The 13549-nt window shown below is 67.1% G+C and carries 10 protein-coding genes; 5 read left to right on the top strand and 5 right to left on the bottom strand.

The window, feature by feature from the left end; translation table 11 throughout:
• Positions 1-39: 39 nt before the first annotated feature.
• Entirely contained in the window at positions 40-954 is a 915-nt protein-coding gene (locus ABI214_RS10630) for a VOC family protein (protein ID WP_348609920.1), read from the top strand.
• 313 nt (positions 955-1267) lie between these two features.
• Here ABI214_RS10630 and ABI214_RS10625 read toward each other — a convergent pair whose 3' ends face one another.
• Positions 1268-2893 (bottom strand): ABC-F family ATP-binding cassette domain-containing protein, encoded by a 1626-nt coding sequence (locus ABI214_RS10625; RefSeq protein ID WP_348609917.1) that lies wholly within the window; start codon positions 2891-2893, stop codon positions 1268-1270.
• Positions 2894-3514: 621 nt separating this feature from the next.
• A complete protein-coding gene (locus ABI214_RS10620; RefSeq protein WP_348609914.1) occupies positions 3515-3778 on the bottom strand; it encodes a hypothetical protein in 264 nt (87 codons plus the stop codon).
• Positions 3779-4198: 420 nt separating this feature from the next.
• On the opposite strand from ABI214_RS10620, the gene ABI214_RS10615 reads away from it, so the two are divergent.
• Both ABI214_RS10615 and ABI214_RS10610 read left to right on the top strand, forming a co-directional pair.
• Positions 4199-7816 (top strand): hydantoinase B/oxoprolinase family protein, encoded by a 3618-nt coding sequence (locus tag ABI214_RS10615; RefSeq protein ID WP_348609911.1) that lies wholly within the window; start codon positions 4199-4201, stop codon positions 7814-7816.
• Between the two features lie 154 nt (positions 7817-7970).
• Positions 7971-9575: a class I adenylate-forming enzyme family protein gene (locus tag ABI214_RS10610; protein WP_348609908.1), complete on the top strand. Its 1605-nt coding sequence runs from the start codon at positions 7971-7973 to the stop codon at positions 9573-9575.
• A 2-nt stretch (positions 9576-9577) separates the two neighbouring features.
• Here ABI214_RS10610 and ABI214_RS10605 read toward each other — a convergent pair whose 3' ends face one another.
• The 3 genes from ABI214_RS10605 to ABI214_RS10595 form a co-directional block, all read right to left on the bottom strand.
• A complete protein-coding gene (locus tag ABI214_RS10605) occupies positions 9578-10183 on the bottom strand; it encodes a 5-oxoprolinase subunit B family protein (protein WP_348609905.1) in 606 nt (201 codons plus the stop codon).
• A complete protein-coding gene (locus ABI214_RS10600) occupies positions 10183-10941 on the bottom strand; it encodes a LamB/YcsF family protein (RefSeq protein ID WP_348609902.1) in 759 nt (252 codons plus the stop codon). Before ABI214_RS10600 ends, ABI214_RS10605 begins: the two co-directional genes overlap by 1 nt.
• Positions 10942-11102: 161 nt before the next feature.
• Positions 11103-11651, bottom strand: a complete 549-nt coding sequence (locus tag ABI214_RS10595) for a helix-turn-helix domain-containing protein (protein ID WP_348609899.1) — start codon at positions 11649-11651, stop codon at positions 11103-11105.
• Between the two features lie 160 nt (positions 11652-11811).
• Between ABI214_RS10595 and ABI214_RS10590 the strand changes: the two genes are divergently transcribed.
• A complete protein-coding gene (locus tag ABI214_RS10590) occupies positions 11812-12600 on the top strand; it encodes an aldolase (protein ID WP_348609896.1) in 789 nt (262 codons plus the stop codon).
• A 39-nt stretch (positions 12601-12639) separates the two neighbouring features.
• Positions 12640-13527, top strand: a complete 888-nt coding sequence (locus tag ABI214_RS10585) for a dihydrodipicolinate synthase family protein (RefSeq protein ID WP_348609893.1) — start codon at positions 12640-12642, stop codon at positions 13525-13527.
• Positions 13528-13549 lie beyond the last annotated feature (22 nt).

The following is a 13549-nucleotide window of genomic DNA, read 5'->3' as shown; positions in this document are numbered from 1 at the left end:
CGACACCGCCCAGATCGTCCCGATCGAAGGGGGAACGTAATGATTCAAGAACTGTCGTACATCGGAATCGGCTCGCCACGAGCCGAGGACTGGCGCAACTACGGCACCAAACTCCTCGGTGCGATGCTCGCTTCGGATGGCCCGGGTGGCGCCGTGCGCCTCGCTGTCGACGACATCAACTATCGCATCGCCATCCACCCGGCTCCTGAGGACGAGTTTCTCTACGCCGGTTGGGGACTCGCAAACGAGACCGATCTCCACGCATTCACTCGTCATCTCGAATCCCACGGCGTGACAGTGCACTGGGGAGACGCTGAACTCACTCGCGAACGCCAGGTGGCAGAACTGGCGTGGTTCGCGGACCCTTGGGGCATCCGCCACGAACTCAGCTGGGGAAAGGCGGCAACGCCGTTGTCGTTCACGCCCGGACGAACGATGCGTGGCGGGTTTGTCACCGGCGACCAGGGGCTCGGACACATCGTCTTCCAAGTGCCGAACATCGAAGAGGCCAACGAGTTCTACGTCGACATCCTCGGATTTCGCCTGTCCGATCGCATAACCACGAAGTACTTCAACGTCCGCTTCTATCACGTCAACGGACGCCACCATTCACTCGCGCTGTCCGAACTTCCGGGCCACGTCGGCTTCAACCACCTGATGCTCGAGGTCGAGCAGATGGATGACCTCGGGCGGCTGATCGACCTACTTGACGAGCACGACGTCGAGATCATGCAGTCCCTCGGCCGACACACGAACGACATGGTGACCTCCGTATACATCGGAAGCCCATCGGGGCTCCAAATCGAATACGGGTATGGGGGATTGACGGTCGACGATCTGAGCTGGGTCGCGCGCACCTACACCCGCCCAAGCTATTGGGGGCACAAGCTCTCCGAGACCGCCAAGACACAGCTACCGGGCATCGTCAAACCACTCGTTCCCGCCGAAGCCTGACTTTGTCCTGCAACTACGGGCACGTCAGTTCCGGGCACCGCCGGTACTTCGCTGCCTTCCCAGCGCCGAGGTCGTTACCGTTCGGGACGCCCGCCCGCGGCTGCAGACGATCGTTGTGTGCGCAGCGGGCGGGCGATCCCCCCTTCCGAGTTAGCGAGTATCCGAACTGATCTGTATTTCGTTCGGACGATCGAAGCCGGACGGGCGTACTTCCCGAGTGGCAGTTTCGTGTACATGCCCAGGATGTCCGGCGTCGTACGCACACCAGTCTCGCTGCCCTCCCGACCGCGAACCATCAGGTCGGGAAGTCATGTCACGCCCCGACATCATCCCCAGCGCTCAGTGTGCCGCGACGGTGGATCCGTCCGTTCTCGTCGAGTTCCAAGACGATGTCGATCCCGACCCGACGCAGGAACTCGTAGTCGTGGCTGACGATCAGGATCGCCCCGCGGTAGCCGTCGAGTGCCTCGGCGAGTTGCTCGACGCTGGAGATGTCGAGATTGTTCGTCGGCTCGTCGAGGATCAGCAGTTGCGCGGGTGGGTCTGCCAGGAGCAGCTTGGCAAGCGAGACACGGAAGCGTTCTCCGCCGGAGAGGGTGGCGACTGGCCGGTCGACGCTGCTCCCACGCAGCAGCAGACGGGCGAGCTGATTGCGGATCGTGCCCGCGGATGTGCCGGGCGCGACCTTCTGCACGTTCTCCAGTGCGCTCGCGGCTCCGTCGAGGTTGTCGAGCCGCTGCGGGAGGTACCCGACTCGTTCGGTCAGCAACACACCGCTCACCCGGTCCGGGTCTCCGGCGGTGCCGTGGACGAGATGCTGGAGGAGTGTGGACTTTCCGGCACCGTTGGGGCCGACGAGCGCGACGCGCTCGGGACCCTGGACCACGACCGTGCCACCCGCGTCGTGGAACTCGACGAGGCGCCGACTCCGGGGGACGTCCGGGTCGGGGAGCACGAGGTGGATGTGTTCGTCCTCCCGCACGCGCAGATCTGCGGCATCGACGGCGGCCTGCGCCGCCTCGACCTTGGCATCGAGCGTCGAACGCATCGACCCTGCGGACGCCTGAGCCTTGCTGGCTCGGTTGCCGGCCAGGATCTTGGGGATCCCGCCGTCCTTCTGGGTCTTCTTCGCCGTGCGTTCGCGGCGGGCCAGCTTGGTCTCGGCCTCGATCCTCTGACGCTTCTCCACCTTGAGCGCCTGCTGGGCCGAGCGGGCGGCCTGGACGGCCGCAGCCTGTTCCTGCTCGAGATGCTCCTTCCATGCGCTGTAGGGCCCGCCGAAAACGTCGAGACGCCCGGCGTGCAATTCCGCGGTGTGATCCATGTGTTCGAGCAGTTCCAGGTCGTGGCTGACCACGATGAGCGTGCCCGGCCAGGCATCGACGAACTGGGCGAGCTTCGCGCGGGTGGCGCGGTCGAGGTTGTTCGTGGGCTCGTCGAGCAGGGTGATCGGGGTGCGGCGGATCCGCAGGCCGGTGATGGCGATGAGCATCGCCTCGCCGCCGGAGACCTCGTCGACCCGGCGATCGAGGTCGGCGGCCGAGAAGCCGATCTCGTGCAGGGCCTCGTCGGCGCGGGCCTCGATGTCCCAGTCGTCGCCGACGGTGTCGAAGTGATGCCCGGCGACGTCTCCGGACTCGATTGCCCGGAGCGCGGCGAGGATTCGGTCGATGCCGAGGAGCCCGGCGACCGTCGAGTCCTTCCCGAGAGTGAGCGTTTGGGGAAGGTATCCGACGTCGCCGACGGTGTCGATCTGTCCCGATGTGGGACGCAGCAGGCCGGCGATCAGGCGCAGCAGCGTGGACTTGCCGGCGCCGTTGCGGCCGACGAGTCCGGTGCGGCCCGCCGTGAACGTTCCGCTGAGGTGGTCGAGCGCAACAGTGCCGTCAGGCCATTCGAAGGTGAGGTCTCTGAGGGTGACGGCGGAGGTCGTGGACATGGCTGGATTCTCCTTCGACCGCTCGCAGCGAACGGTCAGTGTGATCAGACGGGTTCTGTGTTTTTGTTGTCGGCGCCGGCCACGGGCATACGTGGGGCAGAGGAAGCTCGAATTCCAAGTGCCGAACCGCATCCCAGACAAATCAGCCTGGGGCTGACATGGCGGGACGGGCGAGGACAGCTGGCATCGCTCCGTGCACAGAACATGACCGGTGATCGGTGCGGCGCGAACGTGCCGGAGTGGGCGCAGTCAGAAGTCGCGACAAGATGGCGCAGGTGTGGGCCAGGCCACAATCTTCGACGAAACGGGAGAGGTCAATCACCGGGGCGCGATCCGCGCCCTACTCGGTAAAAGCCACCGGCAGTTCGGTGGCTAGATTCTGTCGACCTCGATGTCCATGGAATGGAGACTATCAGTCGGTTTCGAGCTGGGCTTGCGGGGTTGGAGCCTCTGGGGGCGAAGTCGGGATCCGCGGCGGCGGATACGACCCGGGTATCTGCGCCTCGTGTGGGAAGGACTCCGAAATCGACTTCACCGCTCACACTTCGGAGAATGTCAGTCAGTCGACAGCCACGTGGGGGCACTACAGCTGCGGATACGCCGACGCCGCGGAACGATGCGCTACAAGGCGACGGCTTCGACACTTGAGACAAGCCCCACGACAGCGGCCGGCGAAGCCGCATCCGTGGCTAGGCTCTTTGCGGCGCAACCAGAATGATGACAGTCCGGAGGATCGGTGAGGAACATCAACGCGGTGGCGCTGTCGCCGATTGCCACCACGATTCGCGCCGCCAGCATGGTTGTCTCCGCGAGAACATCGTCGGGGAGTGCGAAGGGGACATCCGCAGCAGCACGGTCGAGACTGCGGACGGCAAGCTCGAACATTGGCTCGGGCTCGAGAGAGGCATCCGATCGGGATCGAGATCGGGCCGCCCGACCACGGAGGCGTCTGCGCGCTGCAAGCGCAATCGGCCCGTCGCGGACCACACCGTTCGCATCGCTGCCGCGGAGAATCGCGAGAAAATCCGAGACTGGGAGATCGAGCGGGGCTACGCCGACTCGTCCCGCGGGCCGGATTCCCGCCGACGCCCGCCAACCACCGATCCCCTCGGCCATATCCGCGACAGTTCACCGGCGACCGCGCCGCCGACCTTCGAAGACCGCTGGCGCGATCCCATCCTCACCGATCACGAACAAGTCGGGGCGCCCGTTGTCTCGATCCCCGGCCCGCGCCAGGAATCGTACGAGGTCAGGACCGCGGTGAACTCCTAGGATTGATGCCAAGCACTCGCGTAGGGAGAGCCGGTGGCTGCAGACGGTTGGGAATTCTGGGTTGACCGCGGGGGCACGTTCACCGACATCGTCGGCCGTCGTCCGGACGGCTCTCTGGTCACTCACAAGTTGCTGTCCGAGAATCCGGCCCGGTACTCCGACGCGGCTGTGGCCGGTATCCGGGCGCTACTCAGTATCTCCACGAACGATGCGGTCACCGCCGACCAGGTCGAGCAGGTGCGGATGGGCACTACGGTGGCCACCAACGCACTGCTCGAACGCGCCGGAGCGCGCACGGCCCTGGTCATAACGAAGGGATTCGGTGACGCACTGCGCATCGGCTACCAGAATCGGCCACGGATCTTCGACCGGCACATCGTCTTGCCGGAACTGCTGTACGAGCGGGTGATCGAGGTCGACGAGCGGATCACGGCCGACGGCACCGTTCTGCGTGAACCCGATCTGGACCGGCTGTCCGGCGACCTGCAGCGAACGCACGACGACGGCTTCGACGCGCTCGCGGTCGTGTGCATGCACAGCCATCTGTACCCGGCGCACGAAACCGCGATCGGCGAACTGGCGAGGAGGGTCGGGTTCTCGCAGATCTCCCTGTCGAGTGTGGCGAGCCCGCTGATGAAGCTGATACCGCGGGGAGACACGGCCGTCGTGGACGCATACCTTTCGCCCGTGTTGCGGCGCTACGTCGATCGGGTGGCGCAGCAGCTGCCGGGCGTGCGCCTGATGTTCATGCAGTCCAACGGCGGGCTCGCCGAGGCCGGACACTTCCGGGGCAAGGACGCGATTCTGTCAGGCCCGGCGGGGGGCATTGTCGGCATGGTGAGGATGTCGCGGCTGGCGGGCTTCGACAAGGTGATCGGCTTCGACATGGGCGGCACCTCCACCGACGTCTCACACTTCGCCGGCGAGTTCGAGCGGGTGTTCGACACCCAGGTGGCCGGGGTCCGGTTGCGGGCACCGATGCTCGACATCCACACCGTCGCCGCCGGTGGCGGGTCGATCCTCCACTTCGACGGCGGCCGGTACCGGGTGGGTCCGGACTCGGCCGGCGCCGACCCCGGACCCGCCTGTTACCGCGGCGACGGACCGCTGGCCGTCACGGACGCCAACGTGATGCTCGGCCGCATCCAGCCCGAACATTTCCCTCATGTGTTCGGCCCGGACAACGATCAGCCGCTCGACCGCGACGTCGTGCGGCGTCGTTTCGCCGAGTTGGCCGCCGAGATCCGCACGGCGACCGGTGACGACCGCTCGCCGGAGCAGGTGGCCGAGGGCTTCCTGCGCATCGCGGTGGCGAACATGGCGAATGCGGTCAAGCACATCTCGGTGCAGAAGGGACACGACATCACCGGGTACGTGCTGACCACCTTCGGCGGCGCCGGCGGACAGCACGCCTGCGCGGTGGCCGATTCGCTCGGCATTCGCACGGTGCTGGTCCCGCCGATGGCCGGTGTTTTGTCGGCGCTCGGCATGGGACTGGCCGACACCACCGCCATGCGCGAGCAATCGGTGGTCACCACACTCGAACCGGACGCCATGGCGCGGCTGAGCGAGGTGGCGGAAACCCTGGAATCACGTGCCAGCGCAGAACTGCTCGACGAGGGCGTCCCGCCGGAGCGGATCCGAACGACCCGTCATGCGCATCTGCGGTATGACGGCACGGACACGACGGTGCCGGTCCCACTGGCCGATCTCGAGGCCATGGTTGCGGAGTTCGAGAAGATTCACCTCAGGACGTACTCGTTCCTGATGGACCGTCCGCTGATCGTCGATGCGGTCGCGGTCGAGGCGACCGGCCTGACCAGTCAGCCGGACCTGTCCGGCGTCGGTGCGCCGGCGGACGGCGCGCCGACGGAGGCACTCGAGGCCGTGCGGATGTACGAGCGCGGATCCTGGTGCGACGCACCACTGTACGAGAGGGAGCGGATGCGGCCCGGGGACGCGGTGAATGGTCCGGCGATCCTGGCCGAGGCCAACTCGACCACCGTGGTGGACCACGGCTGGCGGGGCACTCTCACGGCATCCGGGCACCTCGTGCTCGAGCGGGTCGTCGCCCCCGGCGAAGCGAAGGTCTGCACCCACGCCGACCCGGTCATGCTGGAAATCTTCAACAACCTGTTCATGTCGATCGCCGAACAGATGGGTGCCGCACTGGAGTCGACCGCGCAGTCGGTCAACATCAAGGAACGGCTCGACTTCTCGTGTGCGTTGTTCGATCCGGACGGCAATCTCATCGCAAACGCCCCGCACATTCCCGTCCACCTCGGTTCGATGGGCAGCAGCGTCAAGGAAGTCGCCCGTCGCCGCGCCGGACAGATACGGCGGGGCGACGTCTACGCCGTCAACGACCCCTACCACGGTGGCACACACCTCCCCGACATCACCGTGATAACACCCGTTTTCGATGACGCAGGCGCGCAGATCCTCTTCTACGTCGCCTCTCGCGGCCACCACGCGGAGATCGGCGGACTCACCCCGGGCTCGATGCCCGCCACGAGTCGCACGATCGATGAGGAAGGCGTGCTGTTCGACAACTGGCTGCTGACCCGCGACGGCCGCCTCCGCGAGGCCGAGACGCTGCACTTGCTGACGAGCGCGCCGTACCCGTCACGGAATGCGGACACAAATCTCGCTGATCTGCGCGCACAGATCGCCGCCAACGCCAAGGGGGTCGAGGAGGTCGCGAAGATGATCGACCATTTCGGCCTCGATGTCGTCCAGGCATACATGCGGCACGTGCAGGACAACGCCGAGGAGTCCGTCCGCCTGGTAATCGATGCCCTCGACGAGGGATCGTATCGGTACGAAACCAACTCCGGCGCGGTGATCGCTGTGCGTGTGACCGTGGATCGGCAGCAACGCTCGGCGACAATCGACTTCACCGGAACCTCGCCGCAACTCGATTCGAACTTCAATGCGCCGTCGTCCGTCGTGACAGCCGCCGTGTTGTATGTGTTCCGGACCCTCGTCGCAGACGACATCCCGCTCAACGACGGCTGCCTGCGGCCACTGCGGATCATCATCCCCGAGGGGTCGATGCTCTCTCCGAGCCATCCGGCTGCGGTCGTCGCCGGCAACGTCGAGACCTCGCAAGCGGTGACCGGCGCGCTCTACGGTGCCCTCGGTGTGCAGGCCGAAGGATCCGGGACGATGAACAACGTCACGTTCGGCAACGAGAGGTACCAGTACTACGAGACCCTCGGCTCGGGGTCCGGCGCGGGCGACGGGTTCGACGGAGCATCTGTGGTGCAGACGCACATGACGAACTCCAGGTTGACCGATCCGGAAGTACTCGAATGGCGCCTTCCCGTTGTCCTGGAGGACTTCTCGATCCGACGCGGCAGCGGCGGGGACGGACGCTGGCGCGGCGGCGACGGAGCCGTCCGCCGACTACGGTTTCAGGAACCGATGACGGTGAGCACCCTGTCCGGCCATCGGCGGGTACCGCCGTACGGAATGGCCGGCGGCTCCCCCGGCGGGCTGGGCAGCAACCGTGTCGAGCGCGCCGACGGCACCGCCCTCCACATGAAGGCCTGCGACTCGGTCGACGTGCAGCCCGGTGACGTACTCGTCGTCGAGACGCCGGGCGGCGGCGGGTACGGCTCCCCGTCGTCGACCGGGACGTGCAAATAACAAGCACGCATGCTTGCTTTCTTTGGTGTCGGATGAAATGCTGGCCGCGGCCCGGTCGAAACGTGATCTACCTCACGCCCCGTGTGGTCGTGGAGCCGTCCGGGTCGCTTGTGTTTCGCTTCGGTCCGCTTCTGCAGAAGGAAGGTCAGCGCCTGTGAAATCCGATCTGTCCGGTGTTGATTCGCTGGAGGTGAATCTCGCCACCCGTGTGAGTGTGGGGGACGCGTTGACTCGGGTCGCGCGCGTATTCGGAGACCGTGAAGCGATCGTCGACCGCGGGGCGTCGATCAGCTATGCCCGACTCGACGCGGCGGCGGAGGCCCTGGGGCGGGCCTTTCTCGACGCGGGGATCGAGCGGCAGCAGCCGGTGGCGATGCTCATGTTCGACGGGTGGAAACTGATCTCCACCTACTTCGCCTGCGCCAAGTCGGCTCTCGTCGCGATGCCGGTGAGCATCGCCCTCACTGCCGACGACATCGAATGGATTCTGCGTGATTCCGATGCCGCTGTCGTGGTCGCGGATGCTCCCTTCGTGCCCTTGCTCGAATCCTTTCTGCCGAAACTGGATTCGGTGAAGATGGTGGTCGTCGTCGACGCCGATGTCGACGAGATCGCGGGCCGGCCCGTCGAGCGGTGGGAGGCGCTGGCCTCCAAGGCGCAGGTCAGCCGTATCGAGGTCGCGGTCGAGGACCGGGACTGCGTTCAGTGCCTGTACACGTCGGGCACCACATCGAGGCCGAAAGGTGTTCTCACCAGCCATGTCTCGGTGATGATCGGTGGCCTGACCAACGCCCTGCTGCAGGGCGGTTCGTGGGGTGCCGAGCCCGCGACGCTGCTGAACGTACTGCCGCTCTTCCACACGACCGGACTCAATGCCCTCGTCCTGCCGACCCTCCTGACCGGGGGCCGGGTGGTGCTGCCCGGGCGCTTCGACCCCGCGGAGATGCTCGACGCGATCGAACGCCACGATGTCACGCACGCGATGCTGCTGCCGATCATGTGGAAGGCGCTCGTCGACGTCAACGACGCCGCGCCGCGGGACGTCGGATCGGTTCGGCTGTGCATCTACGCGATGGCTCAGATGCCCGCGGACGTCCTGGACCGTGTCGACACAGCGTTCCCCAACGCCGCAGTGGTTCTCGGATCCGGGCAGACCGAGGTGGTGCCCGCGACCGTGCTGCAGTGGCCCGAGCACCGCCACACCAAGGCCGGCTCGTGGGGTCCGCCGGTCCCCACCGTCGAGGTCGCGATCATGGATCCCGACGGGCGCCTCCTGTCGCCGGGAGAGACGGGGGAGATCGTCTACCGGGGCCCGCACGTGTGCAGCGGCTACTGGAACAACACCGACGCGAACACGAAGGCCTTCGCGCACGGGTGGTTCCACAGCGGCGACATCGGCCATCTCGACGACGAAGGTGTCGTCTGGTTCACGGACCGGCTCAAGGACATCATCAAGACCGGTGGCGAGAACGTCTCCTCGATCGAGGTCGAGCGTGTGGTGGCGAACGTCCCCGGCGTGCTCGAGTGTTCGGTGATCGGGGTGCCGGACGAGCGGTGGGGCGAGGCCGTGTGTGTCGCGGTCGTGCCGGCGCCGGATGCGGACGAGGGGCTGGCGGACCGGATCGTCGAACATGCCCGGGCGACCCTCGCGGGCTTCCGGGTTCCGAAGCGGGTGGTACTGCTCGACGCCCTGCCCAAGACCGCGACCGGCAAGACCCGCAAACACGAACTGCGGGCCGCGGTGCAGTCCCGGGTGTGACGTCAGACCGCGACGAACCGGACCGCGGCCCCCGGCTGCAGCAGCGCCGGCGGGTCGCGGTCGACGTCCCACATGCGCTCGGCGGCGGTGCCGATCAACTGCCAGCCGCCGGGGGAACTGCGGGGGTAGATGCCCGAGAAGTCTCCAGCCAGCCCGACGGCGCCGACCGGGACACTCGTGCGGGGCGACGAGCGGCGGGGAACGTGCAGGCCGGTGTCCCCGCCGACGAGGTAGCCGAACCCGGGGCTGAAGCCGACGAATGCCACCGTCCAGGTCCGTGTGGTGTGGGCGGTGATCACGCCGTCGACGCCGAGTCCGGTGAGCTCGGCGACTTCGGTCAGGTCGGGTCCGTCGTACCGGACCGGGATCTCGACCGGATCGAGCGCGGACAGCGCGTCGGCGGCCAGCGGGGCGGTCGAGCGCACCCATGCCGCGATCCGGTCCGGGCGGGTGCCACCGAACCGCACGAGGATCGTGCGGGCCGCGGGTACGAGGTCGGTGACGGCCGGGTGCCGGTTCGACGCGAGCCCGCGGTAGTGGGCGAGTGTGGTGTCGAGGCCGTCGAATTCGACCAGGAGTGCCCGGTCGCCCATGTCGAGGATGCGCATCACACGAACGGATTCACGTGGATCTTCTCGTCGTCGAGCAGCTTGCGGATGGCCGTGGCCATCTCGACGGCGGCGGGTGTGTCCCCGTGCACGCAGATCGTCTCCGCCGGGACCGCGATCCGGGTGCCGTCGATCGCCTCGATCGTCCCGGTGGTGACGAGCTGCAGCACTCGTGCCGCGACGGTGTCGGGGTCGTGCACGACCGCGCCCGGTTCGGTGCGCGGGACCAGCGTGCCCGCGGGCGTGTAGGCGCGGTCGGCGAACGCCTCGGTGACGGTGCGCAATCCGGCCGCCTCGGCCTCCTCGAGGAAGACCGATCCGGGGAGGCCCAGCACCGGCAGCGACGGGTTCACCGCCCGCACGGCCGCGACCACGGCGCGGGCCTGGACGCGGTGGTGGACGATCGCGTTGTACAGCGCGCCGTGCGGCTTGACGTAGGTGACGGACGAGCCGGCGGTGCGGGCCAACGCGTCGAGCGCACCGATCTGGTAGATCACGTCGGCGGTCAGGTCCGCCTGCGCCACGTCGATGAACCGGCGCCCGAACCCGGCGAGGTCGCGGTAGCCGACCTGCGCACCGATCCGCACACTCCGCTCGGCCGCATCGTGGCACGTGCGCAGCAGGGTGGCCGGGTCGCCGGCGTGGAACCCGCCCGCGACGTTCGCGCTCGTGACGAGGTCGAGCATCGCCGCGTCGTCGCCGAGGGTCCACGCGCCGAAGCTCTCGCCGAGGTCGCTGTTGAGATCGATCACCGACATAATGTAGATCCTGGGCCGCTGTCAGGCGTGGACGTGCTGCCCGGCAGGGGCGACGACGCGCCCCGCTACCGTGCGGCGGGCCGCCCCGTGAGGATCTGCCGCGACGTTCCCCCGGGCCACGGACGCCAGTGATGGTGCTGTGGGTCAGGCCGAGCGTGTGTCTACGGCGCGGAACAGCCGTTCCGGTCGTGGACGACCACCACCAGGACGGCCCGCGCCGGCGACACCGATCGGACTCGATGCGGTGTGTTGGCGTCGAAGTAGAGGCTGTCGCCTGCGTCGAGGGTGATGACCTGATTGGGAATGGTCACCTCGACGGTTCCCTCCTTGACGAAGATGAACTCCTCACCGGGGTGCTCCATGTAGTCGGAGCGGATCTGCGTCGTCGGATGAACGATGAACGGCTGCATGGCTTTACCGATCATGCGGGTCGCGATCGCATCGTAGACGGCGCTGTCGTCGCTGTCGTCGACCTGTGCGCGTTCGCCGCGGCGCTCGATCGCCATCACGCTGTTGTCGGGGGTGTCGGAGAACAGCTGGCTGACGTCGGCGTCCAGGGCCCGCGCGATCTTCAGCGCCACCGCGATCGAGGGCGTGCTGATTCCGCGCTCGATCTTCGACAGGTAGCTCTTGGTCAGCCCGGTGTCCTCGGCGAGGGACTCCAGGGTCAGGCCTGCCCGGCGTCGATGCGACCTCAGTAGCGCCGCCATCCGTCGAAACCTCTCTCTCGCTCGTGCTCTGCGTAGACAGGCGTCTCCGCGCGCCCTCCCACCCTAACGATCGATCTACTCGGTTGCACTATAGGACACCTTGTGTCCTATAGTGCTTCTTGTGTCACCTATTCGTTCCGGTTGAAAGGGAGTCCCGAGAATGGCGACGACGAAGAGGCTCGGCAAGGCCGAGCTGATGGAGACCGCCAAGGCGGCAATGCTCACCGAGGTCCCGACCGAGCACTGGACGGACCGGCAGAAGATCGCCCTCACGTGTCGTGCGCTCTTCGATGCCGGGCACGACTCCGGTCTGGCGGGGCAGATTTCCGCGCGCGGCACGGAGCCGGGGACGTTCCTGACGCAGCGACTGGGTCTCGGTTTCGACGAGATCACCGAAGGGAACCTGCTACTCGTCGACGAGGACCTCGAGGTTCTCGAGGGCGGTGGAATGGCCAACCCGGCCAACAGGTTCCATAGCTGGATCTACCGGGCGCGGCCGGACGTGAACTGCATCGTCCACACGCATCCGCTGCACGCGGCGGCGTTGTCGATGCTCGAGATCCCACTGCAGGTTTCGCAGATGGACACAGCGCCCCTCTACGACGACTGCGCGTTCCTCCCCGACTGGCCGGGTGTGCCCGTGGGCAACGAGGAGGGCGAGATCATCGCTGCCGCACTGGGCGACAAGCGCGCGATCCTGCTCGCGCACCACGGGCAGCTCGTCGTCGGAGACACCATCGAGGAGGCCTGCTCGTTGGCGCACCTGATCGAACGTGCGGCCCGACTGCAGTTGCTCGCCATGGCGGCCGGCGAGATCAAGCCGCTTCCTCGGCGGCTGGCCAAGGAAGCTCACGACTGGACCCTGACGCCCCGACGCAGCGAAGCCAACTTCGGCTACTACGCGCGCAAGGCCCTGCGCTCGCACCCGGACGCTATCGACCGCCACTGACCCGCCGACCCCCAACCTCGAACCAGCTTGGAGTGCACTTTGACCACGATCAGCGGAATCGTCGCGTATCCCGTGACACCGTTCGACAATCGCGACCCCGGCAGGATCGACGTCGCCGTCCTGCACCTGCTGCTCGATCGCATGATCGATGCGGGTGTGGACGCGATCGCGCCCCTCGGAAGCACCGGGGAGAGCGCCTACCTCGACCGCAACGAGTGGATCACAGTCGCGGCCGAAACCATCCAGCACGTCGACGGTCGGGTGCCGACCGTCGTGGGAGTCTCCGACCTCACGACCGCCGGCACGGTCCGTCGAGCGCAGATCGCCGAGCGTCTCGGCGCCACGGCAGTGATGGCGCTGCCCATCTCGTACTGGCGCCTCACCGAGCAGGAGATCCGGCAGCACTTCACCACCCTCGCCGGCGCGGTCGGCATCCCGGTGATGGTCTACAACAATCCGGCCACCACGGGCATCGACATGTCCGCGGAGTTTCTGTTCGACCTGGTCGCGACCGTCGAGAACGTCACGATGGTCAAGGAGTCCAGCGGAGACATCACGCGCATGCGCCGACTCGACGACCTCAGCGGTGGCACGCTCCCGTTCTTCAACGGCAGTAACCCGCTCGCGCAGGAGGCTTTTCGAGCGGGCGCCGCCGGGTGGTGCACGGCGGCGCCGTGCCTGATCCCGGACCGGATCGTCGAGTTCCATCGCGCGATCACCGCCGGGAAGGACGACGAGGCCGCCGATCTCTTCCGCCGGATCCGTCCCTTCCTCGACATGATCGTCAGCCGTGGGCTCCCGACCACGATCAAGTCCGGGCTCCGCAGCATCGGCGTCGAGGCGGGGCCTCCGCGTCTGCCCCAGCTCCCCCTCGGGGAGCCCGAAGCCGCCCACCTCCGAGAGCTGATCGCTGCCGCCTGCCGGTAGCGGGACACCCCTGCCCATATCG

This window comes from Prescottella soli (genome assembly GCF_040024445.1).
Lineage (GTDB): Bacteria > Actinomycetota > Actinomycetes > Mycobacteriales > Mycobacteriaceae > Prescottella > Prescottella soli.
Note: the sequence above shows the minus strand (reverse complement) of the source record. Positions and strands in the feature narration are given on the sequence as shown.